Genomic DNA, 21,606 nt, shown 5'->3' with positions numbered 1-21,606 from the left:
CGGGTCGGAGGGGGCAGGCGCGGTTCCCTCCGGGGACGCCGAGCAGCCGGTCGCGAGCAGCACCGCGGCCAGCAGGGTCCCGGCCACGGCCAGCCGGCCGGCACGGGCGCTCCGGGGGCGCATGGGGGTGGTCATCGCGGGGTTCCTCCGGTGGTGGTGTCGTCTTCGGCCAGCTGTTCATACATCCGGTTCCAGGCCTTCAGTTCGGCCTCGTCGTTCAGGTCGGCCTTGCGGTCCAACCGCCTGCTCTCCTTGGCGTCGGACCGGGACCACATGACCGCGACGATCACGGCCATGATCACGGTGGGCACCTCGCCGATGCCCCACATGATGGCCCCGCCGATCTGCTGGTCGTCGATGGCCGGCAGCCCCCACGGCCGGCCGGTGGAGCCGAACCAGGAGGCCTGGAGCAGCGATTCGGACGAGGTCATGGCGACCCCGATGAACGCGTGGAAGGCCATGGTGGCCAGCAGCAGTACCAGGCGCATCGGGTACGGCACGGTGCGCGGCAGCGGGTCGATCCCGATCATCACCGAGGCGAAGATGTAGCCGGTGAGCAGGAAGTGCACGTTCATGAACTCGTGGCCGAGGTGCTCGTTCAGGGCGAAGCCGAAGAACGGGGTGTAGTAGAACACCAGGATCGAACCGGCGAAGTTCACCGCGGCCACGCCCGGGTGGGTGATGAACCGTCCCCACCACGAGTGCACGATCGCCAGGATCCACTCGCGCGGCCCGCGGGAGCCGTCGGTGCGGGTGGGCAGCGAGCGCAGGGCCAGGGTGACCGGGGCGGCGAGCACGAGGAACAGCGGGGAGATCATGGTCAGCGTCATGTGCGCCACCATGTGGGCGCTGAACAGGACCTTGCCGTAGACCGCCGGGGCCCCGGAGGTGACCCAGAACAGGATGGTCAGCCCGATGAGCCAGGAGGCGATGCGCAGCACCGGCCAGGAGTCCCCGCGGCGGTACAACCGGACGGCCGACCTGACGTACCAGAGGGCCAGGAAGGCGATGATGGCCACCCAGAGCCAGTCGAACCGCCAGGTGGTGAACCAGCGCTCGAAGGTCAGCTCCGGGGGCAGGTCGTAGCCGGTGAGGATGCGGGCCGGGGAGGCATCCGGGGCGGTCTCCTCCGGTACGGGCGGGGAGGTCCGGGCGAGCACGGTGGCCAGGGACATGATCGCGGCCATGACGGCGGCCTCCACGGCGATCAGCTGCCACAGCAGGCGCCGGGCCGCCGGCGGCGGGCTGGTGGTACCCGTGGCCAGCCGGGGGATGATCCACTGCCGGTGCATCAGCCCGGCCAGGCCCAGCAGCAGCGAACCGATCAGCTTCAGCAGCACGAGCAGCCCGTAGGGGCTGGTGAGCTGCTCGAGGGTGTCCATCCGGATCGCGGCGTTCACCACGCCGGAGAGCACCACGGTGAACAGGCCGAGCCCGGCGAGGACCGAGTACCGGGACACCGCGGTGTAGACCAGCGGCTCGGGTCCCTGGCGGTGGGCCGAGGCCCGGCCCGTGGCCCCGTCCGGGCCGGCCAGTCGCGGGGAGACCAGCATCAGCACCAGCAGTCCACCCACCCAGACCACCACGCCGAGCAGGTGCAGGCCGATGGAGTTCACGGCCCCGTTGTGGTCGTCGCCCGAGGCGGAGTGCCCGATCAGGGCCTGCGGCACGATCGCCACCAGGGCCAGCACGGCCGTCCACGCCAGTCCGGCGGCGGAGCGCACGGCCAGGGTCAGGGAGGTGACCACCGCGGCGATCACCGTCACCACCACCCACGCCTGGCCCACCGAGATGTCCTGCAGGAACCCGACCAGCCCCGAGGTGAAGGTGGCGCTCGGGTCCAGCGGCACGCCCGCGAGATCGGAGTAGGACAGCACCATCACGGCCAGCGCGGACACCGTCCAGGCGCCGGCCGCCACCGCCGCCACCTGCATCAGCAGGGTGAACGCGGGATGCTCGTCCTCACCGCGGCGCGGGGGCAGGATGGCGCAGGCGAAGATCAGCGCGGCGATCGCCGTGGGCATGGCCAGGTTGTGGAGCAGCTTGGCCACCGGCAGCCCCCAGCGGGTGAACGCGCCGGGGTCGGACAGCTCGTCCGCGGCGGCCACGCCGGACAGCGAGGCGGCGAGCACGAGCACCGCGCCCGCCACGACGCCGACCAGCGGCCACGCCCAGGCCGGGACGCCGGCGCTGCCGGTCGTCCCGGGATCACCGCCGGCCGGGGTGGAGCCGTGGGTGGTTGCCGAGCCGGCCCGGGACTGGCGTTGCGGGGTGGTTCGGGAGGAGGTCACGGGTTCCATTCTCTCGCAGCTCCGTCGAACAGGACGTCGCCGACGAATCCGCCCTCGTCACAGCCAGGGGGGATGGCGAAGACCGCCGACCCGACCGGGGTGGTCCACAGGTTCAGGTGGTCGGACTCGGCCAGCCGGCGCTGGACCGGCACGTACTGCTGGTCCACGTCGCACTGGTAGGCCGCGAACAGCAGGCCGGTGTTGCTCACGGACTCCCCCGGGCCGTCGTCGTAGTTGTACGCCCGCCGCAGCATGGACTGGTCCGGGTTGGCGGTGCGCGAGCGGCGCAGGTGGGCCACGTCGGAGATGACGGGGAACCCGAGGCCGTTCACGGCGTCCAGGTCCGGCGCGTCGTGTTCGGCGGTGCCGGTCAGCGGCGCCCCGGTGCCGAGGCGGCGGCCGATCACCTGTTCCTTGGCCGGTCGGTCCAGCTCGTCCCAGGAGTCCAGGTCCATCGCGATCCGCCGCAGCACCAGCGAGGTGCCCCCCGGCACCCAGGGGGTCAGGCGCAGCGGCCCAGTGCCCCCGCCCCACACCACGCGCTCGGCGGTCTCCGAGCCCGGGGCTGGGTTGGCGGTGCCGTCGACCTGTCCGAAGAGGTTGCGCATGGTGGTCCCGTCCGGCTGGGTCCCGCGCGCACCGCGGAAGCCCGTCTGGACCCAGTGCACCTCGGCGAAGGCGCGGGCGTCCTTGAGCAGCATCCGTCGCGCGTGAGCCAGGGACATCGGGTCGTCCCCGCACAGCTGCAGCAGCAGGTCCCCACCGGTGTAGGCCGGTTGCAGACGGTCGATGCCGAAGGCCGGCAACGGCCGCAGCCAGGACGGCGCCAGGCCGGGGGCGGCCCGCTGCAGCAGCCGCGGCCCGAAACCGAACGTCACGGTCATCCGCGCCGGGGTGGCGGCCAGTTCCGGCTCGGTGTCGGCGAGCGTGGCCCTCCCCTGGGTGAGCCGGGCGGCGTCGTCGGAGAGCAGCCGCAGCATCCGCTGGATCCCGTGGCGGTCCGTGCCGGGCTTCAGCGTGAGTGCCAGGAAGACCGCGTGCGCCTGCGCCGGGGTGTCGATCCCGGCCTGCCGGGGCCCGTGGAACGGCACCGTGTCCGTCCCCACCGGGGAGGAGACCGCCACCCGGCCGGCCTCCCCGCCCGGCTCGGCCCAGCCGACGGCCTGCGCCGCTGTCCCCCGCGGCGTCCCGGCGGCGGCCGCCCCGGTCCCCGGGCCGCCGCCCGTCGCACCGGACGCGGTGAGTGCGTCCGGTGCGACGGGACCGGGGCCCGTGGCGCCGGTGGCGTAGCCGAGGGCGGTGCCGATCAGCCCACCCCCGGCGACACCGGCCCCGAGCAGCAGGGCACGGCGTGACGGCTCAGTGACCGCCATGGCCCTGGACCGTGGGGGTCGTGTCCTCGGCACCGTGGCCCATCGCCCCGCCAGTGCCCGTGTTCCCACCGGTCCCCATGTCATCAGCTCCGCCGTAGTCCTCCTGGGCGCCGGCGAACTCCTTGGCCGGCGCGGTCAGGACCTGGGTGTGGCCGTCCGCGAACTCCAGTCGGACCTCGATGACGTCGCCCGGGGCGATGTCCTGCCGCAGCCCCATCAGCATGACGTGGTGGCCGCCGGGCACCAGGTCCAGGCTGCCGCCGGCCGGGATCGTGAGACCGCCCTCGACCTCCTGCATGCGCGTCGCGCCGGTCCCGTCGTCCACGGTCTCGTGGAGTTCGGCCGTCGCGGCCAGGTCGGTGCTGGCCCCGGTGAGCGTCAGGTCCTCCCCGGAGGTGTTCTGCACGGTCCCGAAGACACCGGTCATGCCCTCCTCGGTGGCCTTCACCCAGGGGTCGGTGACGGTGACCGGGGTGCCGGCGGTCCCGGTGTGCGCCCCGGACGGCGCCGGCTCGGCCGCCTGCGGGGCGGACGGGCCGCAACCGGTCAGCAGCAGCGCTCCGGCCAGTGCGAGCGCGGGCAGCGCGAGTGCGGTCCGGCGCGGGCCGGACCGGGGACGACGGGAGACGGGGTGCGTGGTCAACGCTGTCCTCATCGCTCAGCCCTCCGCGCCCGGACGGCCACCGGAGGCGCCGTCGATGGCGCGGGCCCGGCGGAAGACGAGCACCACGGCCGCGGCCACGATGAGCACGCCCAGGATCCCGAGGACCCACACCCAGGTGGGCACTGCGTCGCCGGCCGTCTCGGCGGTGGCGGAGTCTGCCGCGGTCGCCTGCCCGTCCGCCGGGCCGGCCGTGTCCGGGGCGCCGGTGGTGCCGGTGGTGCCGGGGGTGTCGAGGGTGGCCGGGGCCGGCTCGGCACCGGGGTCGGCCGAGGCCGCGTCGCCGGTGGCGCCGCCCGGGGAGGCGGCATCGGCCGACGTCGCCTCCTCACCGCTGCCGACCGGGGCATCCGGGTTCGGCACGCCACAGTCCTGCGGGACCGCCGTGTCCGGGGCCGAGGGGTCATCCACGGTGAAGCCGTACTGCTTGGCCTCGGAGTGGCCGTCGGAGTAGACCACCCGGTAGGCGACGTCGTAGTCGCCGTTGGGCATGCCCTCGCACAGGGCCGAGGTCAGCTCGGGGCCGGTGACCTGCGCGGCACCGTCCTGCCACTGGTGCCCGGCCTCGTCCGTCACCGTGACGAGGTTCTGGATGCCCTGGCCGGTGATGAGGGTGCCGGAGAACGTCAGGGACAGCTCGGCCGGTGCCGCGGTGACGGTGGCCCCGGCCTCGGGGGTGGTGGACAGCAGCTGGTCGTGCGCCAGTGCCGGGGGTGCCGCGGCGGTGGCCGCGGACAGGGCGAGCAGGGTCGCGGCGGTGACGCCGCCCAGGTGTCGGCCGGGGGCCCGACGCCGGCCGGCGGGCCGGATGCCGGCCGTCCGGTCCGTGGCTGAGCGGGCGGCGCGGGCGGTCCGGGCGGTGGACGCGTCGGCGTCCAGGGCAGGGTGCAGCGGGGAGACAGGGGGGTTCATGGTGTCCTTTGCGGTCCCGGGCCGTACTCGGCGCCGGGCAGGTGGGTGTCAGCGGTCAGCGGGACAGCGCTGGCACCGGAGGACCCCGCAACCGGAGAGCGGACGACACGACCGCCCCGGCGCGCAGCACCGGGGCGAGGGGACGGGACGGCAGGCGCGGTCGACGGACCGCGGGGACCCAGCGGGCCAACCGGGCACCCGGGGCCTGCAGGACGAAGCCGACGGCGAGCTCCACCACGCGGGCGGCCATCGCCTCCCCGCGGCGCAGCAGCAGCACGGTGACCACCGCGGCCAGCACGTGGGCGGCCACCATGGCCAGGCTGGAGTGGTCCGCGGACTGCAGCACCTCGGCCCCCGGCAGCGTGCCGGCGCTCGGGCCGGGGGCAGCGGCGGACGGGGAGACCTCGGCGGCCAGGGCGGATGGGGAGACCTCGGCGGCCAGGGCGGACGGGGAGACCTGGGCGGACTGGACGGACTGGGCGGCGGGGCCGGCATGCCCCGCGTGGGCGGCATGACCGGCGTGGCCGGCGGGGTCCGCCGGCACGGGACCGGCCGGGCGTCCCGTGCCGGCGGACTGCGAGTAGAGCCAGTGGAAGAGCAGCTGGCTGGACGCCACGGCGGACCCCAGCCGCCACCAGGACAGGGTCCTGCCGGCCAGTGCGGTGCACAGCGGCCCGGCCAGGGCCAGGGTGAGGATCCAGACGACCGGTGCGGGGCCGGCGTCGTGTCCTGGCCCGGAGCTCCCGGCCAGGGTGTGGGATCCGGCGGCCACCAGCGTGGCCACGACGGCCGCCGCCCAGCCGCGCAGCAGTCGGGCCGGGCCGCGCAGGCGGCCCGGCCCGGCACTGCGGATCGCGGGACGGTGCCGCGCGGGGCTCAGGGAACGGTGCTCCACCGCGTCCACCTCCCACCGCGTCGAGACCCTCGGAATGCTCTCGTTCCGACGACCTCCCATTCTACGCGAGTTCTACCGGGCGTAGAAAAACGATCCGGCCGATTAAACGCCCAGGGCGTCCCGCCGTGGCGGGACGCCCTGTGGTGAACGGCCGGAGCCGTCAGGCCTGCGGCAGGTCACTTGCCGGTGGCAGCGGCCTTCAGCTTGGAGCCAGCGGAGATCTTGACCGAGTGGCCGGCCGGGATCTGGATGGTCTCACCGGTCTGCGGGTTGCGGCCGGTGCGGGCGGCGCGGTCGGTGCGCTCGACGGAGAGCCAGCCGGGGATGCTGACCTTCTCGCCCTTGGAGACCTGGGAGGCGAAGGTCTCGAAGAGTGCGTCCAGCACGCCGTTCACGGCGGACTGGGACAGGTTGTTCTTCTCGGCGACGGCGGCAACCAGTTCGCTGCGGTTCATAGCCATGTGTCCTCCTGGACGTCGGTGGTGATTCGTTCAAGCCCGGACCGGCGGGGCCGGGCACATGGTTGGAAAGCTACCACCCGGAAGGCCCCCGACATGGCCTAGAGGGGCCGGAACACGCGGATTTCCGGTGATTTCTGCCCGAATTCCCACCATTCGGGTGCATTTCGGGCCCTCCGGACGTCCCGGCACCCCCACCGGGCCGGCCCGCGCAGCGGCACCCGGGGCGGGGCCGGACGGGACACGGACGGGCCCCGGAACGCCGGAAGGGGTGGCAGACCACGTGGTCTGCCACCCCTTCCGGCGTGGATCAGGCGGCGCCGTTCAGGCATCCTCGCCGGCGATGAGCACCGGCGCGTGGATCACCAGGACGACTTGGTGATGCCCGGCAGCTCACCGCGGTGGGCCATGTCCCGGAAGCGGACACGCGAGATGCCGAACTTCTGGAAGGTGCCGCGCGGGCGGCCGTCGATGGCGTCGCGGTTGCGCACGCGGATCGGGGACGCGTCGCGGGGGAGCTTCTGCAGGCCCACGCGAGCTGCCTCACGCGCCTCGTCGGAGGCGTTGGGGTCCACCAGGGTCTTCTTCAGTTCCTGGCGCTTCTCGGCGTAGCGGGCCACGATGACCTTACGCTGCTCGTTCTTGGCAATCTTGGACTTCTTCGCCATGCCTCAGCGCTCCTCTCGAAAATCGACGTGCTGGCGGACCACCGGGTCGTACTTCTTGAGCACGATGCGGTCCGGGTTGTTGCGGCGGTTCTTGCGGGTCACGTAGGTGTACCCGGTGCCGGCGGTGGACTTGAGCTTGATGATGGGACGTACGTCCTTGTCCTTGGCCATGTCAGAGCTTCACTCCCTTGGCGATCAGGTCGGCGACGACGGCGTCGATCCCGCGCACGTCGATGGTCTTGATGCCCTTCACGGACAAGGTCAGCGTCACGTTGCGACGCAGGGACGGCACCCAGTAGGTCTTCTTCTGGATGTTCGGGTTGAACCGACGCTTGGTGCGACGGTGCGAGTGGGAAATGCTGTGGCCGAAGCCCGGCCCAGCCCCGGTTACCTGGCAGTGTGCTGCCATGATCACTCCTCGTTGCAAGTAGTAGTAAAAGAACGGGCGGAACCCGCTGTGGAGCCTCCGGTCGTACCGGCGCACCACGAGTCCCGCCACCAGTTGTGACACCGCGCTCTTACTGCGACTTTCCGAAGGGATAACCAGGCTGGGTGAGAACCAACCGAAGCGCCCTTGATCGCTGGGGAAGACGGTGAGCCCCGCGCGTCGCCGGGTGGCGGACGCGGGATCCGATGTGCGGGAGTCACGCTGTTTTCCGACGCCCTCTCCTCCCGATGCAGGCACCGGGCGCGCGAGGACACAGCGTGGCTTGACGCCGTTCCATCTTAGGGCAGGGCGTCGCGGCGATCAAACCGGCGCGATCAGGACGGGGTGAGGCCGGCGGCGGTCAGGACGGGGTCACGGAACACCCAGTGCCCGGGTTCCAGGTGGCCCAAGATCTTGGCCCCGATCCGCCCGATGTCCTCGAGGTCCTCGTCGTCGAGGACGTCCAGCAGGCGGGCGCGCACGCTGGCCACGTGGTGGGGGGCGATCCGGACGACCTCGTCCATGCCGAGATCGGTCATCTCGGCCAGGGTGACCCGCGCGTCCTCGGTGGAGGGCCGGCGGTGGATCCAGCCCCTGGCCTCCAGCTTCCGGGCCACGTGCGAGAGCCTGGACAGCGAGGAGTTGGTCCGGGCCGCCAGCTCGCTCATGGGCAGCGGGCCGTCGTTCTCCGAGAGCATGGCCAGGACCTGGTACTCGAAGAAGCTGACCGGCCCCTCACGGTGCAGGTCCGCCTCCAGGGCCGGCATGAGCTGCATGTGGGTGGCCACGATGCTCAGCCAGGCCCGGCGTTCCCTCGGCGTCAGCCAGCGGGCCTCGCCGTCAGCCCCGCCCGACTCCACGTTGTCAGCGTCTTCCCCACCGTCCATGGAGGTGAGTATCCCACGTCCGGGGGCCCTTCGCGGGAGGGTGCCGGCAGGTCAGCGCGGCCCGGCCGTCATCCGCCGCCGCTGCCAGGAGACCAGCTGGATGACGATCACCGCCACCAGGGCGATGAGGAACATGGCCGAGCCGATCACGTTGGCCTCCGCCGGGATGCCCCGGGCGGCCGCCACGTAGACGAACTTCGGGAAGGTCTCCAGGGTGCCGGAGGTGAAGTTGGTGATGATGAAGTCGTCGAAGCTCATCGCGAAGGAGAGCAGCCCGGCCGCCAGGATGCCCGGCACCAGTTGGGGCAGGGTCACGCGGAGGAACACCTGGGCCGGGGACCCGTAGAGGTCCCGTCCCGCCTCCTCCAGCCGCGGGTCCAGCGTGGCCACCCTGGACCGGATGGTCACGACCACGAAGGACATGCAGAACATCACGTGGGCCAGCACCACGGTCCAGAACCCCAGGTGCATCCCCACGTTCAGGAAGAGGGACAGCAGGGAGGCGCCCAGCACCACCTCCGGGGTGGCCAGCGGCAGGAAGATCAGGAATCCGGCGGCGTCGCGGAACCGGAAGGCATAGCGTCCCAGCCCGTAGGCCAGCAGGGTGCCCAGGACCAGGGCGATCGCGGTGGCCACGAGTCCGACCTGCAGGGAGGTCTGCACCGCCTCGCAGACCGCCGGCGCCCCGCAGGGGTTCTGCCAGTTCTCCCAGGTGAATCCCCGCCAGGTCAGGTTGGTCCGCGCCGGCTGGTTGAAGGAGAACACGAAGATGTAGGCGATCGGGACCAGCAGGTAGATGAAGGCCAGGCCGCCGAGCACAGGGATGGCCCAGCGCCCGAACGCACGGCCCAGTCCCGAGACCACCGCACCGGCGTCCCGGGAACCGTCCGTGCCGCGCCCGGTCGTGCGGGGTCCGGCGGGGGCGGGCCTGCCGGCCGGCGGGGTAACCGGCGTCGTGGTGGTCGTCCCGGAACTGGTCATGTCGGTCCCTGCCTTCCGTTCACACCAGGTCCCTGGTGCCGAACCTGCGCACGTAGAGGGTCACGAGCACGAGGATCGTCACCATGAGGATGAAGGACAGCGCGGCCGCACCGGGGTAGTCGAGCACGCGCATGAACTTGGAGTCGATGACCTGCCCGATCATGGTCGTGTTCCGGTTGTTGCCCAGGATGGCCGCATTGACGAAGTCCCCCGAGGCCGGGATGAAGGTCAACAGGGTCCCGGCCAGCACTCCGGGCACGGAGATCGGCAGGGTGATCGTCCGGAAGACCGTGAGGTCGCTGCCGTACAGGTCCCGGCCCGCCTCCAGCAGCCGGTGGTCCAGGGCCTGGAGGTTCGCATAGATCGGCAGCACCATGAACGGCAGGAAGTTGTAGGTCAGGCCCGCCACCACCGCCACCGACGTGGCGGCCAGGGAGGCGCCCTGCGGCATCAGGTGCAGCGTCTTCAGGGCCTGGACCAGGAACCCCTCGTCCGCCAGGATCTGCTTCCAGGCCTGGGTCCTCAGCACGAAGGAGGTGAAGAACGGTGCGATCAGCAACACCAGCAGCAGCCCCTGCACGAAGGCCCGCCCCCGGAGCCGCACGGCGATCAGGTAGGCCATCGGGTAGCCGATCACCAGGCACAGGACCGTGGCCAGCAGGGCGAAGCCGAAGGAACGCAACAGCTCGGGCCAGTACCCGCCCAGCACGACGGCGTAGTTCCCGAACTCCAGGGCGGGGACGAACTGGCCCACCTCGGCCCCGGGCGGCTTCACGTACAGCGAGGTGGCCAGCAGCGTGAAGACCGGCAGCACGAAGAACACCAGCAGGTAGACCAGCCCGGGGCCGACCAGTCCGTACCCGGCCCGGCCGCGGGCCTGCGCGGTCCCGTCCGCGAGCGCCGCCGCCCGTTCGAACCCGGCCTGCCGACCCGATCGGCCCGCCACCCGGGAGGTCATACCGCGCCGTCCCCGGCCGCCGCGTCCTGCCGCCCGTCCAGGCCGAAGGCGTGGGCCGCGTCCCAGGCGAGCCCGACGGCGTCACCGGGCCGCATCAGGTCCTCGCCGCGGTTCTGGGCGAAGACGCCGAGCTCGCCCAGTCCCGGCACCTCGACGCGGTACTCGGTGGAGACCCCGGTGAAGGCCACGTCCGTGACGGTCCCGGCCACCCGGTTCACTCCCCCGTCCGCGGTGGCACCGTCCAGGCGCGCCCCCGCCGGACGCATGTGGATCTTCTCCGGCCGGATGCCCACCAGGACCTCGCCGGTGGTGGAGACCGCCCGGTCCCGGTGCACCGCGAGCCGGTGGCCGGACGCGTTCACCTCGAGCAGGGGGTCCGTGCCGCCACCGCCCCGGGTGACTGTCCCGGCCATCAGGTTCGACCGGCCGAGGAAGTTGGCCACGAAGGCGGTGCGTGGCAGGTGGTAGAGGTCCTCCGGCCTGCCGATCTGCTCGATTCGGCCCTTATTCATCACGGCCATCCGGTCGGCCATGGACATGGCCTCCTCCTGGTCGTGGGTGACGTGGATGAACGTCAGCCCCACCTCGGCCTGGATCCGCTTGAGTTCGGACTGCATCTGCCGCCGCAGCTTCATGTCCAGGGCGCCCAGGGGTTCGTCCAGCAGCAGGATCTCCGGCTGGTTGACCAGGCCCCGGGCCAGTGCCACGCGTTGCTGCTGCCCGCCGGAGAGCTGCGCGGGACGGCGGTCGGCCAGGTGGTGCAGTTCCACCAGTCGCAGGAACTCCTCCGTCCGGCCCCTCCAGTCCCGCACCCGCCGGCGGCGCAGCCCGAAGGCCACGTTCTCCTTCACGGTCATGTGGGGGAAGAGAGCGTAGGACTGGAAGACCGTGTTGACCGGCCGCTTGTAGGACGGCAGGGAGGTCACGTCGCGTCCACCGATCCGGATGCTGCCGGCCGTGGGCGTCTCCAGGCCGGCCACCATGCGCAGGGTGGTGGTCTTGCCGCAACCGGAGGGGCCCAGCAGCGCGAAGAACTCACCGGCCGGGACCGTCAGGTCCGTGGCCTGGACGGCCGCGAAGTCGGCGAATTGCTTGCGCACCCGGTGCAGGACCAGTTCTGCGCCCCCTGCTGCCGGCCGGTCCCCGGCGGGCTGATGCCCGGGTGCGGCCAGGTCCGTCCCCGGGATGCTCTCGGGCGATGTCGTCGTCGGCAGCTGTCCCATGGGCTCAGTTGCCGATCGCCCGCTGGAAGGACTCGTTGTACCGGGTCTCCTCCTCGGGGGTGAGGGCCCGGATGATCTGGGCGTTGGCCAGGTACTCGTCCGTCGGGAAGATCATCGGGTCCTGGGCCAGCTGGGGATCGATCTTCTCCATCTCCTCCCGCGCCCCCTCCACCGGGCAGACGAAGTTGACGTAGGCGGCGACCTCGGCCGCCACCGCCGGGTCGTAGTAGAAGTCGATGAGCTTCTCCGCGTTGGCCTTGTGCGAGGATCCCATGGGGACCATGAGGTTGTCCGCCCACATGGTTCCGCCGGCCTCCGGGAGGGTGAACCCCCAGCGGTCGCCGTTCTCGACGTTCAGTTGGGTGATGTCCCCGGACCAGCCGATCACGGCGAGGGCGTCACCGGAGATCAGGTCCTCCTTGTAGGCATTGCCCTTGACCTGGCGGATCTGGCCGCTGGCGATGTGCTTCTGCAGGACCTCCAGGGCGTTGTCGAACTCGGTGTCGCCCCAGTCCCCCGTGATGTCCACCCCGTCGGCCATCATCAGCAGGCCCATGGTGTCGAGCATCTCGTCCAGCACGACCACGCGCCCCTTCAGCGCCGGGTCCCACAGGTCGTCCAGCGCACGCAGGCCCCCGGGGACCTCCTCCTTGTTCCAGGCCAGTCCCGTGAACCCGCCCTGCCAGGTCGCGGAGTGCACGCGTCCCGGATCCCATTCGACCTCCCGGTAGTTGGGCAGCAGGTTGGCCAGGTGGGGGATGTTCCCCGCGTCCAGTTCCTGCACCTGGCCCAGGCGGATCAACCGCGCCGCCATCCAGTCCGTCAGCGTGATCAGGTCCGCGCCGATGTCCTGCCCCCGAGACAACTGGTTCTGGTACTTGCCGAAGAAGCCGTCATTGGAGTCGATGTCCTCGGTGTAGGTCACCTCCAGGCCGGATTCCGCCTGGAACCGCTCCAGCGTGGGATAGACGCCCGCGGCGTCGTCATAGTCCAGGTAGAGCGTCCAGTTGGACCAGCGCAGCGTCCCGTCCTCGGCCGAGCGGTCCTCGGCGGGGGTCAGCTGGGCGGAGGACTCGCCGTCCCCGGCCGGCGTCGTCCCGCCACCGGTTCCGCAGGCGGCCAGCACGGAGGCCAGTCCGAGCCCGCCGGCACCGGCCAGCAGGGACCGCCGGCTGATCCTGCCGGTCGACGCCGACCGGGCCAGCCGGACCAGCGCGGCGACGTCGGGATCCCGGGGACCGGGCGTGGCGCCCGGCCGGGGGCTGAGACGGTGGGACGGATGGGATCGGGGGGACATGCTGGCTCCTCGGATCGACGCGAGCGGCCGCGGCGGGTCCCCGGGGCCGGGACCTGATCGTTGCGTACTGCCACGGCTGTTGACCAGAGTGTGACAGAGCACTCCTGCACTGACAAGGTTTTCGCAGAGCATTTACCTTTCGGAAACGAAATCCGACCCTTGCGCCCCCTCTGGGCGTGGGATTCAATGAGGCAAGCCCACCCCGAGCCGACGAGATCCGTTTTCCGGGGCCGGCCCCTACCGACACTCCACCCCCACCCATGGACGCCAGGAGGCACCGTGACGCCCCAGAGCAGCCTCGCCCCCGCGAAACCGTCCGAGGCCCATGCCGCAGCGTTGGACGACCGCTCCAAGGCCATCATCGAGCAGCTGCAGCAGGACGGGCGACGGTCGTTCTCGGCGATCGCCCGCGCCGTCGGGCTCTCCGAGGCCGCCGTGCGGCAGCGCGTGACGAGGCTGCTCGACGACGACGTCCTGAAGGTCGTGGCCGTGACCAACCCGATGCAGCTGGGCTTCCCCCGGCAGGCCATGGTGCACGTCAAGACCGGGGCCGACCTGACCGGGACCGCCGACCGCCTCGCGCAGATCCCGGAGGTCGACTACTGCGTGGTGGTCGCCGGCGACTGGGACGTGTTGGTGGAGGTGGTCTGCGAGGACGACCTGCACCTCCTGGACGTCATCACCGCCATCCGGACCACCGAGGGGGTCACGCAGACGCAGACCCTCACCTACCTCTCCCTGCGGAAGCAGGAATACGATTGGGGAACCCGATGACCGACAACTCGGTACGCACCACACCCACCGGTGCCCTGCGCACGGACGCGGCCCGCGACCACCTGTGGATGCACATGACCGCGCACGGCCCGATCCAGCGCGGGGCCGATGTCCCGGTGATCGTGCGCGGCGAGGGCCACATGATCTATGACGACGCCGGCAGGGGCTACATCGACGGCCTCGCCGGCCTGTTCGTGGCGCAGGTCGGGCACGGTCGCGAGGAGCTGGCGGAGGCGGCGGCGAAGCAGGCCCGGGAGCTGGCGTTCATGCCGCTGTGGTCCTACGCCCATCCCCCGGCCATCGACCTGGCGGAGCGACTGGCCACCTACGCGCCCGGGGACCTGAACCGCGTGTTCTTCACCACCGGCGGCGGCGAGGCGGTGGAGTCCGCCTGGAAGCTGGCCAAGAACTACTTCAAGGAGACCGGCCGGCCGATGAAGCACAAGGTCATCTCCCGCTCCATCGCCTACCACGGCACGCCGCAGGGCGCTCTGTCCATCACCGGCATCCCCGAACTGAAGCAGCAATTCGAGCCCCTGACCCCCGGCGGGTTCAGGGTGCCGAACACCAACTTCTACCGGGCACCGGTGTTCTGCGCGGACAACGAGAAGGACTTCGGGCTCTGGGCCGCCGAACGCATCCGCGAGGCCATCGAGTTCGAGGGGCCCGAGACCGTGGCCGCCGTCTTCCTGGAGCCGGTGCAGAACGCCGGCGGGTGCTTCCCGCCCCCGCCGGGGTACTTCGACCGCGTCCGGGAGATCTGCGACGAGTACGACGTGCTGCTGGTCTCCGACGAGGTGATCTGCGCCTTCGGCCGGATCGGTTCGATGTTCGCCTGCACCGACCTCGGCTACACCCCGGACATCATCACCTGCGCCAAGGGCATGACCTCCGGGTACGCCCCCATCGGGGCGATGATCGCCTCCGACCGGCTCTTCGAGCCCTTCGCGAAGGACTCGACCTTCTACCACGGCTACACCTTCGGCGGTCACCCGGTCGCCGCCGCCGTCGCCATGGCCAACCTGGACATCATGGAACGCGAGCGGCTGAACGAGCGGGTCCAGGGCTGCTCCGACTCCTTCCGGGCCACGCTGGAGCAGCTGCTGGACCTGCCGATCGTGGGCGACGTGCGCGGGGCCGGGTACTTCTTCGGCATCGAGCTGGTCAAGGACAAGGCCACCAAGACCACCTTCGAGGGCCCGGAAGCCGACCGGCTGCTGCGTGACTTCCTGTCCCCCGCCCTGTGGGAGGCCGGACTGTACTGCCGCGCGGACGACCGCGGTGACCCGGTCATCCAGCTCGCCCCGCCGCTGACTTTGGGCCAGTCCGAGTTCGACGAGATCGAGCAGATCCTGCGCGGGGTGCTGCAGGACGCCTGGGCGCGGATCTGACCGCGCCGGCGGCCGGGACAGGGCGCGCGGGAGACCGGCCTCACCCGCCGCGCGCCCAGTCATGGCACGATCGAGACCAGGCAGCTTCGACGAAGGAGACGAGATGACCATCCAGCCGGTGACCCCCGATCCCGCCATCACCGAGGACCTGATCGCCGAGGGCCGCAAGGCGTTCGACCTCGACCGCGCCCACGTCTTCCACTCGTGGAGCGCGCAGCGCAAGATCAGCCCGATGACCATCCTCAAGGCCGAGGGCCCCCACGTCTGGGACGGCGAGGGACGCCGGCTCATCGACTTCTCCTCCCAGATGGTCAACACGAACATCGGCCACGCCCACCCGAAGGTCATCGCCGCGATCCAGGACCAGGCCGCGAGGATCGCCACGATCGCCCCGGCCCACGTCAACGACGCCCGGTCGGAGGCCGCCCGCCTCGTCACCGACCTGGCCCCGGGGGACCTGAACCACGTGTTCTTCACCAACGGCGGCGCCGACGCCGTGGAGCACGCCATCCGGATGGCGCGGCTGCACACCGGCCGGCACAAGGTCCTCTCGGCCTACCGGTCGTATCACGGCGGCACCGACCTGGCCGTGAACGTCACGGGTGATGCCCGCCGGTTCGACGCCGACCGGTCCGCGGCCGGCGTCGTCCGCTTCATGCCGCCCTACCCCTACCGCAGCTACTTCCATGCCGAGGACGACCAGCAGGAGACCGAGCGCGCCCTGGAGCACCTCGAACAGGTCATCCAGCTCGAGGGCGCCCAGAACATCGCGGCCCTGATCCTCGAGTCGGTCCCCGGCACCGCCGGCATCTACGTGCCGCCAGCGGGGTACATGGCCGGGGTCCGGGAACTGACCCGGAAGTACGGCGTGCTGTTCATCGCCGACGAGGTGATGGTCGGCTTCGGCCGGACCGGTGAGTGGTTCGCCGTCGACCACTGGGACGTGGAGCCCGACCTGATGACCTTCGCCAAGGGCGTCAACTCGGGCTACGTCCCGTTGGGCGGCGTGGCCATCTCGGACGCCGTCTACGAGACCTTCGCCGAGCGCGTCTACCAGGGCGGGCTGACCTATTCCGGGCACCCGCTGGCCTGTGCCGCCGCCGTGGCCACCATCAACGCCATGAAGGACGAGGGCATGGTGGAGAACGCCGCGCGCGTCGGCCGGGAGGTCATCGGCCCCCGCCTGCGGGAGATCGGGGACCGCCACCCCTCGGTGGGCGACGTCCGAGGACTGGGTGCCTTCTGGGCCGTCGAGCTCGTGCGGGACCGGACCACGAAGGAGCCCCTCGCGGCCTACGGCGGCTCGAGCCCGGAGATGAACGAGCTGATCGGCGAGTGCAAGCGGCTGGGCCTGCTGCCGTTCGCCAACTACAACCGGATCCACGTGGCCCCGCCGCTGAACACCCCGGACGAGGTGCTCCGCGAGGGACTGGCCATCCTGGACCAGGCGCTCGACGTCGCGGACCGCCACGCGGCCGGTTGACCCGGGACCGGAGGTGACCCCCGTGCCGCAGCCGCCACGACCCGACGAGGCCTCGCCCCTGACCGCCTACGAGAGGGCCGAGCGCGAGGTGCCGGCCGACGTCGTGGACTCGGCGCTGGCCGGGGCCAAGGGCATGTCCTACTGGTTGGATTCCTCTGACCGGCCGCCCGCCGAGCCCGCCCTGTGCCGGGACACGGCGACCGACCTGCTGGTGGTCGGCGGCGGTTTCACCGGTTTGTGGACCGCGCTGCTGGCCAAGGAGCGGGACCCGGACCGGGACGTGCTGCTGCTGGAGGGGCACGAGTGCGGCTGGGCCGCCTCGGGGCGCAACGGCGGGTTCGTCTCGACCTCGCTGACCCACGGACGCGCCAACGGGCTGCTGCACGTACCGGACGAGGTCGACCGGCTGGACGAGCTCGGCGAGCAGAACGTGGAGGAGATCCGGCAGACCCTCGAGCGGTACGGGATCGACTGCGGCTTCGAGTGGAACGGCAGCATGACCGTGGCCGTCGAGGACCACCACGTGGACGCGCTGCGGCGCGAGCACGAGGCCGACCCGGCGCAGTCGACCTTCTTCGACCGGGAGCAGGTCCGGGCCGAGGTCGCCTCGCCGCTCTACCGGGCCGGGCTGTGGTGGCACCGGGAGTCCGCGCTGGTGGATCCCGCGCGGCTGGCCTGGGGGCTCAAGCGTGCGTGCCTGGAGCGGGGCGTGCGCGTCCACGAGCACTCACCGGTCCCGGAACTGCGCCGCACCGGCACCGGTGCGGGGGCCCGTGTGGTGGCCACGGTCGGCGGGGAGGTCGAGGGCCTTCCCGCCCGCGCCGGGTCCCTTCCGCAGGAGACGTACGACGGCGGCCACCAGGGCCCCGGGGACGGATCGCCCCGCGCCGTGGTCACGGCGCGGCGGGTCGCCCTGGCCACCAACGCGTACCGGTCCCTGCTGCCCGGCACGGGACTGTCCACCGTCCCGGTCTACGACTACGCGCTGATGACCGAGCCGCTGACGCCCGAGCAGTCCGCGGCGCTCGGCTGGCGTCGCCGGCAGGGGCTGGACGACCCCGACTCCCGGTTCCACTACTACCGGCTGGCCGCCGACCGCGCCACGGGCCGGGACCGGCTCCTGTTCGGCGGCTACGACGCGGTCTACCACTACGGGCGGCGCGTCTCCGGCGCCTACGACCAGCGCCCGGAGACCTTCCGGCGGCTCGCCGCCCACGCCCTGGCGACGTTCCCGCAACTGGAGGGCGTGCGCTTCAGCCACCAGTGGGGCGGGGCCATCGACACCTGCTCGCGGTTCTTCGCCTTCTTCGACACCGCCCACGGCGGGCTGACCGCGCGTGCGGCCGGGTTCACCGGACTGGGCGTCGGTGCCAGCCGGTTCGCCGCCCAGGTGATGCTGGACCTGCTCTCGGGCCGGGACACCGAACTCACCGGGCTACAGATGGTCCGGCGCAAGCCGGCACCCTTCCCTCCCGACCCGCTGGCCTGGGCCGGCATCGAGATCACCAAGCGGGAGATGGCCCGGGCCGACCGGCGGGGCGGACGCAAGGGGCTGTGGCTGAAGTTCACCGAGGCCCTGGGCATGGGCTTCGACTCCTGATCAGGGCACGAGCCGCAGGGTGGCGTGGATCAGGGCGTCCAGGCCGAGCTCGAAGGGCGCATCCGCGTAGGGATTGCGCTGGGCCGCCCCCGGGACGGTGTCCTGTCCGGCGGCGCCCGCCCCCTGGTCACCGGCCGCGAGCGCGGCCGTGAAGGAGTCCACGGTCCGCTGGAAGCTCGGCGCATCGGACTCGCCGGGCCGCGAGGTGAAGATGGAGGCCGGGGCGTGCACGTCCATGGCCGATCCGAACAGGAAGGACTCGAAGGCGATGATGACCGGCACCACCCGCGCGTCGGGCACCCCCGCGTGGCACAGGGCCGCCGCCACGACGTCGTACATTCCCCGGGTGGTCGGCGCCCCGGAGATCGGCAGGGTCGCGATGAGGGGGATCAACGTGGGGTGGGCGGCGAAGGCCTCCCGGTAGGACCGGCCCCAGTCGGCGAGCGCCGCGGCGAGTGACCCGGAACCGTCCAGGAACGCCTCGAGGGAGCTGACGTCCACCCGTCCCATCACGGCGTCCTGCAGCAGCGCCGTGAGCTCGGCCTTGCCGCCGATGTGGTTGTACAGCGCGGACGCGGCCACCCCGAGGTGCCGGGCCAGGGCCGCCATCGTCAGCGTGTCGGCCCCGTCCAGCGTCACCAGCTCCAGTGCCGCCTGCGCGATCCGCTCCCGGCTCAGCACCGGCCTCACCGGCCGGCCCGCCTGCCGCCGAGGTCCTGCCATGTCATTCCCCTGGTCGTCGGCCGTGGCGTCCGATCGGGCGCCGTGCCCAGTCTAGGAGGCCCCCGCCACCCCTTGGCGCGGCCTCGAACAGCGTGTACTGTGTCACAAAAAGAATGCTATTCATTTATGGAGCCAGGACATGAGCATCACCTTCCCCACCCCGTCCGGGGACGCCGCGAGCACCGTTCCGACCATCGACCGCGACGTGGTGGTCATCGGGGCGGGACCGGCCGGACTGATGGCCGCCCGCACCCTCCGGAACGCCGGCCACAGCGTCGCCGTCCTGGAGGCGCGGCCCCGCGTGGGGGGCCGGACATGGAACGGCCGGGTGGCGGACGCCAGCGGCCGGGAGCACTTCATCGAGATCGGCGGGCAGTGGATCTCCCCGGACCAGACCCGGCTGATCGAGCTGGTCGAGGAGCTGGGCCTGGAGACCTTCCCGCGCTACCGCGAGGGTGCCTCCGTCTACGTGGCACCGGACGGGACGCGGCACACCTACACCGGTGACCGCATGCCGGTCTCGGAGCGGACCGCCACCGAGATGGAACGGCTGATCGGCCTGCTGGACGAGCTCACCGTGGAGATCGGGGCCAGTGCGCCGTGGGCGGCGGACCGCGCGGCCGAGCTCGACTCCATCTCCTTCCGGACCTGGCTCAGCAGCCACTCGGACGACCAGGAGGCGATCGACAACGTCTCGATCTACGTGGCCTCCGGCATGCTCACCAAGCCCTCCTACGCCTTCTCCGTGCTGCAGGCCGTGCTCATGGCGGCCTCGGCGGGATCCTTCTCGAACCTGGTGGACGAGGACTTCATCCTCGACCGGCGCGTGGTGGGCGGGATGCAGACGGTGTCCGAGCGACTGGCCGAGGAGATCGGCGAGGACCTGTACCTGTCCTCCCCCGTGCGGGGGCTGGAGTGGGCCACCCCGGACCCCGCCACCGCGGATCCGCTGAACGGCATCGCGGCGGACGTGCGCGACGGCGTGCCGGAGAACGGTGCCCCCGGCCGGGTGGTCGCCCACTCCGACCGCGTGGTCGTCCGGGCGCGGAACGCCGTGCTGGCCGTCCCGCCGAACCTCTACTCACGCATCCAGTTCACCCCGCCGATGCCGCGCGAGCAGCAGATCGCCCACCAGCACCTCTCGATGGGCCTGGTCATCAAGGTCCACGCCGTCTACGAGACCCCCTTCTGGCGCGCCCAGGGCCTGTCCGGCACCGGCTTCGGCGGCGGCCGCCTGGTGCAGGAGGTCTACGACAACACGAACTACGGCCCCAACCTCGCCGGCGGCGAGCCCGGGACGGAGGACCCGCACGGGACCCTGGTGGGCTTCATCTCGGACGTCCACGCCGAACGGATGTGGGCCCTGCCGGCCGAGGAGCGCCGGCGACAGGTCCTGGAGGCACTGGCCGTCTACCTGGGGCCGCAGGCGCTGGAGCCGATCGCCTTCTACCTCTCGGACATGGCGGCCGAGGAGTGGACCCGCGGTGCCTACGCGGCCAGCTATGACCTGGGCGGGCTGCACCGCTGGGGCCACCTGCAGAACCGTCCCACCGGGCCCATCCACTACGCCTGCTCGGACATCGCCGCCGAGGGCTACCAGCACGTGGACGGCGCGGTGCGCATGGGCGAGGCCGCGGCGCGACAGATCCTCGCACACGCCGGCCGGCCGGTCCTCACCGAGGGGACGCTCCGATGACCCGGCACCTGCTGGTCGGCTACCTGGCGACCTCCACCGGACGGGACGCCCTGAACCTGGGCATCGCGCTGGCCCGGGAGCAGGACGCCCGGCTCCACGTGGTGATGATCGCCCCGCTGGACAGCGCCTACGCCGGGATCTATCCGCCGGCCGGCGGGTACGGCAACATCCTCGAGGAACAACTGGGCGCCTGGCTCGACGAGGCGCTGGCCACCGTCCCGGACGATGTCCCGGCCACCGGCCACGTGGTCACCGCCGAGTCGGACGCCGAGGGGCTGCTGGCCGCCGCCGAGCAGCTGGGCTGCTCGATGATCATCATCGGCGGCCGCAGCGGAGGACTGCTGCGGCGGTACCGCCTCGGCTCCGTCGCCACCACCCTCCTGCACACCGCGCCGATCCCGGTGGCCCTGGCCCCGGCCGGATACGAACACAGCGGGCCCGTGGGCCGGTTGACGGCCATGTTCGGCCCGCGGCCGGGCGCCGTCGACGTCGTCGGCCTGGGCATCCAGGCGGCCGGTCGCCGGTCCATCCCGTTGCGGCTGGTCTCCCTCGTGCTGCTGGACCGGGCCGAGGAGGGCTCCGGCCCGGGCACCGCCGTGGACGACGAGGACGTCCTGGCCTCCGTCACCCAGTACGCGAACCGGCGGTTGGCCGACGAGGCCGCCGAGATGCTCGACCAGGGCCGGGCCACCACGCTCGTCGCCTCCGGGCCGACCGTGGACCATGCCATGGCCCACCTCGAGTGGGAGCCCGACGACGTCGTCATCGTGGGCTCCTCCCGGCTGGCCGCCCGCGGCCGGCTGTTCCTGGGCAGCACCGCCGCGAAGATGCTGCGCACCGTCCCGGTCCCGGTGGTGGTCGTGCCCGCCGGCCACACCGGTCCCGCCACTGCTGAAAGTGACCACTGA

21 protein-coding genes are annotated in these 21,606 nt (G+C 71.9%); 6 read left to right on the top strand and 15 right to left on the bottom strand.

From position 1 onward, the window contains the following. Window positions 1-131 precede the first annotated feature (131 nt). The 14 genes from CITRI_RS0113630 to CITRI_RS0113565 all read right to left on the bottom strand — a co-directional run bounded on the left by CITRI_RS0113630 (window position 132) and on the right by CITRI_RS0113565 (window position 13,031). The gene (locus CITRI_RS0113630; RefSeq protein WP_010145448.1) at window positions 132-2,300 is read right to left on the bottom strand and encodes a cytochrome c oxidase assembly protein; all 2,169 of its coding nucleotides are present in this window, start codon (window positions 2,298-2,300) and stop codon (window positions 132-134) included. After that, on the bottom strand, window positions 2,288-3,664 hold the full coding sequence (locus CITRI_RS0113625; RefSeq protein WP_010145446.1) for a Dyp-type peroxidase: 1,377 nt from the start codon (window positions 3,662-3,664) through the stop codon (window positions 2,288-2,290). The genes CITRI_RS0113630 and CITRI_RS0113625 overlap by 13 nt, the downstream gene beginning before the upstream one ends. Then, a complete protein-coding gene (locus CITRI_RS17835) occupies window positions 3,651-4,307 on the bottom strand; it encodes a copper chaperone PCu(A)C (RefSeq protein WP_010145445.1) in 657 nt (218 codons plus the stop codon). The genes CITRI_RS0113625 and CITRI_RS17835 overlap by 14 nt, the downstream gene beginning before the upstream one ends. Window positions 4,308-4,322: 15 nt before the next feature. Further along, window positions 4,323-5,237 (bottom strand): copper resistance CopC family protein, encoded by a 915-nt coding sequence (locus tag CITRI_RS17830; RefSeq protein WP_010145444.1) that lies wholly within the window; start codon window positions 5,235-5,237, stop codon window positions 4,323-4,325. Window positions 5,238-5,292: 55 nt separating this feature from the next. Continuing rightward, entirely contained in the window at window positions 5,293-6,132 is an 840-nt protein-coding gene (locus CITRI_RS18555) for a hypothetical protein (protein WP_010145442.1), read from the bottom strand. Between the two features lie 176 nt (window positions 6,133-6,308). Then, a complete protein-coding gene (locus CITRI_RS0113605) occupies window positions 6,309-6,593 on the bottom strand; it encodes an HU family DNA-binding protein (protein ID WP_029139339.1) in 285 nt (94 codons plus the stop codon). Between the two features lie 359 nt (window positions 6,594-6,952). Beyond that, window positions 6,953-7,258 carry a 30S ribosomal protein S14 gene (rpsN, locus tag CITRI_RS0113600; protein WP_010145440.1) on the bottom strand — a complete coding sequence of 102 codons (306 nt, stop codon included), beginning with the start codon at window positions 7,256-7,258 and terminating at the stop codon, window positions 6,953-6,955. A 3-nt stretch (window positions 7,259-7,261) separates the two neighbouring features. Then, window positions 7,262-7,429, bottom strand: a complete 168-nt coding sequence (gene rpmG / locus CITRI_RS0113595) for a 50S ribosomal protein L33 (protein WP_010145439.1) — start codon at window positions 7,427-7,429, stop codon at window positions 7,262-7,264. Window position 7,430: 1 nt separating this feature from the next. After that, entirely contained in the window at window positions 7,431-7,667 is a 237-nt protein-coding gene (gene rpmB, locus CITRI_RS0113590; RefSeq protein WP_010145437.1) for a 50S ribosomal protein L28, read from the bottom strand. 353 nt (window positions 7,668-8,020) lie between these two features. Next, complete coding sequence (locus tag CITRI_RS0113585; protein WP_010145436.1) at window positions 8,021-8,572, bottom strand: MarR family winged helix-turn-helix transcriptional regulator; 552 nt, start codon at window positions 8,570-8,572, stop codon at window positions 8,021-8,023. Between the two features lie 51 nt (window positions 8,573-8,623). Beyond that, window positions 8,624-9,553, bottom strand: a complete 930-nt coding sequence (locus CITRI_RS0113580; RefSeq protein ID WP_010145435.1) for an ABC transporter permease — start codon at window positions 9,551-9,553, stop codon at window positions 8,624-8,626. A 19-nt stretch (window positions 9,554-9,572) separates the two neighbouring features. Next, complete coding sequence (locus CITRI_RS0113575) at window positions 9,573-10,511, bottom strand: ABC transporter permease subunit (protein ID WP_010145434.1); 939 nt, start codon at window positions 10,509-10,511, stop codon at window positions 9,573-9,575. Beyond that, window positions 10,508-11,734 (bottom strand): ABC transporter ATP-binding protein, encoded by a 1,227-nt coding sequence (locus tag CITRI_RS0113570; protein ID WP_010145433.1) that lies wholly within the window; start codon window positions 11,732-11,734, stop codon window positions 10,508-10,510. Before CITRI_RS0113570 ends, CITRI_RS0113575 begins: the two co-directional genes overlap by 4 nt. 4 nt (window positions 11,735-11,738) lie before the next feature. After that, window positions 11,739-13,031 carry a spermidine/putrescine ABC transporter substrate-binding protein gene (locus tag CITRI_RS0113565; protein ID WP_010145432.1) on the bottom strand — a complete coding sequence of 431 codons (1,293 nt, stop codon included), beginning with the start codon at window positions 13,029-13,031 and terminating at the stop codon, window positions 11,739-11,741. Between the two features lie 279 nt (window positions 13,032-13,310). Between CITRI_RS0113565 and CITRI_RS0113560 the strand changes: the two genes are divergently transcribed. The 4 genes from CITRI_RS0113560 to CITRI_RS0113545 all read left to right on the top strand — a co-directional run bounded on the left by CITRI_RS0113560 (window position 13,311) and on the right by CITRI_RS0113545 (window position 18,279). Further along, window positions 13,311-13,805 carry an Lrp/AsnC family transcriptional regulator gene (locus tag CITRI_RS0113560; protein ID WP_010145431.1) on the top strand — a complete coding sequence of 165 codons (495 nt, stop codon included), beginning with the start codon at window positions 13,311-13,313 and terminating at the stop codon, window positions 13,803-13,805. Further along, window positions 13,802-15,196, top strand: a complete 1,395-nt coding sequence (locus tag CITRI_RS0113555; protein ID WP_010145430.1) for an aspartate aminotransferase family protein — start codon at window positions 13,802-13,804, stop codon at window positions 15,194-15,196. Before CITRI_RS0113560 ends, CITRI_RS0113555 begins: the two co-directional genes overlap by 4 nt. 103 nt (window positions 15,197-15,299) lie before the next feature. Next, window positions 15,300-16,679 (top strand): aspartate aminotransferase family protein, encoded by a 1,380-nt coding sequence (locus tag CITRI_RS0113550; RefSeq protein WP_010145429.1) that lies wholly within the window; start codon window positions 15,300-15,302, stop codon window positions 16,677-16,679. A gap of 22 nt (window positions 16,680-16,701) precedes the next feature. Continuing rightward, window positions 16,702-18,279 (top strand): FAD-dependent oxidoreductase, encoded by a 1,578-nt coding sequence (locus tag CITRI_RS0113545; RefSeq protein WP_010145428.1) that lies wholly within the window; start codon window positions 16,702-16,704, stop codon window positions 18,277-18,279. On the opposite strand, the gene CITRI_RS0113540 is transcribed toward CITRI_RS0113545, so the two are convergent. Further along, entirely contained in the window at window positions 18,280-19,002 is a 723-nt protein-coding gene (locus CITRI_RS0113540; protein WP_029139335.1) for a TetR/AcrR family transcriptional regulator, read from the bottom strand. Window positions 19,003-19,141: 139 nt separating this feature from the next. Here CITRI_RS0113540 and CITRI_RS0113535 point away from each other — a divergent pair, with 139 nt between their 5' ends. Next, window positions 19,142-20,698, top strand: a complete 1,557-nt coding sequence (locus tag CITRI_RS0113535; RefSeq protein ID WP_010145425.1) for a flavin monoamine oxidase family protein — start codon at window positions 19,142-19,144, stop codon at window positions 20,696-20,698. Beyond that, window positions 20,695-21,606 (top strand): universal stress protein, encoded by a 912-nt coding sequence (locus CITRI_RS0113530; RefSeq protein ID WP_010145424.1) that lies wholly within the window; start codon window positions 20,695-20,697, stop codon window positions 21,604-21,606. The genes CITRI_RS0113535 and CITRI_RS0113530 overlap by 4 nt, the downstream gene beginning before the upstream one ends.

The sequence above is a fragment of the Citricoccus sp. CH26A genome (assembly GCF_000224415.1).
Classification (GTDB): Bacteria; Actinomycetota; Actinomycetes; order Actinomycetales; family Micrococcaceae; genus Citricoccus.
Note: the sequence above shows the minus strand (reverse complement) of the source record. Positions and strands in the feature narration are given on the sequence as shown.